This is a genomic window from Pseudomonas sp. MWU13-2100, from assembly GCF_023242365.1.
Classification (GTDB): Bacteria; Pseudomonadota; Gammaproteobacteria; order Pseudomonadales; family Pseudomonadaceae; genus Aquipseudomonas.
In genome coordinates this window covers 1-653 of record NZ_JALLIX010000136.1, presented here as the reverse complement: position 1 = coordinate 653, position 653 = coordinate 1, and the positions used below count along the sequence as shown (strand labels likewise).

General features: G+C 45.5%; 1 protein-coding gene. It reads left to right on the top strand.

The window, feature by feature from the left end:
- Window positions 1–63: 63 nt before the first annotated feature.
- A complete protein-coding gene (locus M5B99_RS29725) occupies window positions 64–468 on the top strand; it encodes a DUF6911 family protein (protein WP_247256958.1) in 405 nt (134 codons plus the stop codon).
- Window positions 469–653: the final 185 nt, after the last annotated feature.

The following is a 653-nucleotide window of genomic DNA, read 5'->3' as shown; positions in this document are numbered from 1 at the left end:
TGTAACTGGATTACCAAAAAAATATAATTGGGTGCCGGGAATGCGGTCGATTAAGGAGGTGCCATGAGTATGGTTTTTGGCGGCTATATTGTTGACGCTGATGGATATCGCCATCAGTTAGAAGCTATCGTGGATCCCGAAGAATTGGATGTTCGAGGGGTATTGACTTCCATTGGTAAAGGCTCCGGCGTTATCAAGATGCGGTGCCAGTCTGAATCTGAAGGTCGCCCCTATGAATTGGCGCTTTATGTTGAAAGTGAAAATTTTTTACTGATGCTTAGCGAGTATGATAAAGATGGTGAGCATGTCGTCAGAACTATGACTGATCTCAACTCAAAAAACGAACTCGTCAGCATTTTAGGGGAGATGTATCCTGCTAGAGCGGTCACACATGATGTGGAAATTGTTTGTGCTATTTTTATCGAGTTTGCTCGTTCAGGAAATGTGTCTGTGGATATCATGGCGTAAGTTTCACTAAATGTCGTCTGACTAGTTGGTGCAAAAGCAACTGGCGGTGCGTTGGATGATGTTGCTGCTGCCCGGCCAACGCCCAAGCAGTCCGAGATAGATGTTGGAGCTGACCTTGGCCAAGAAGCCAGACCACAAGTCAGTTATAAAAATGGACAAGAAGTACCTTACGGAACATCGGGCAG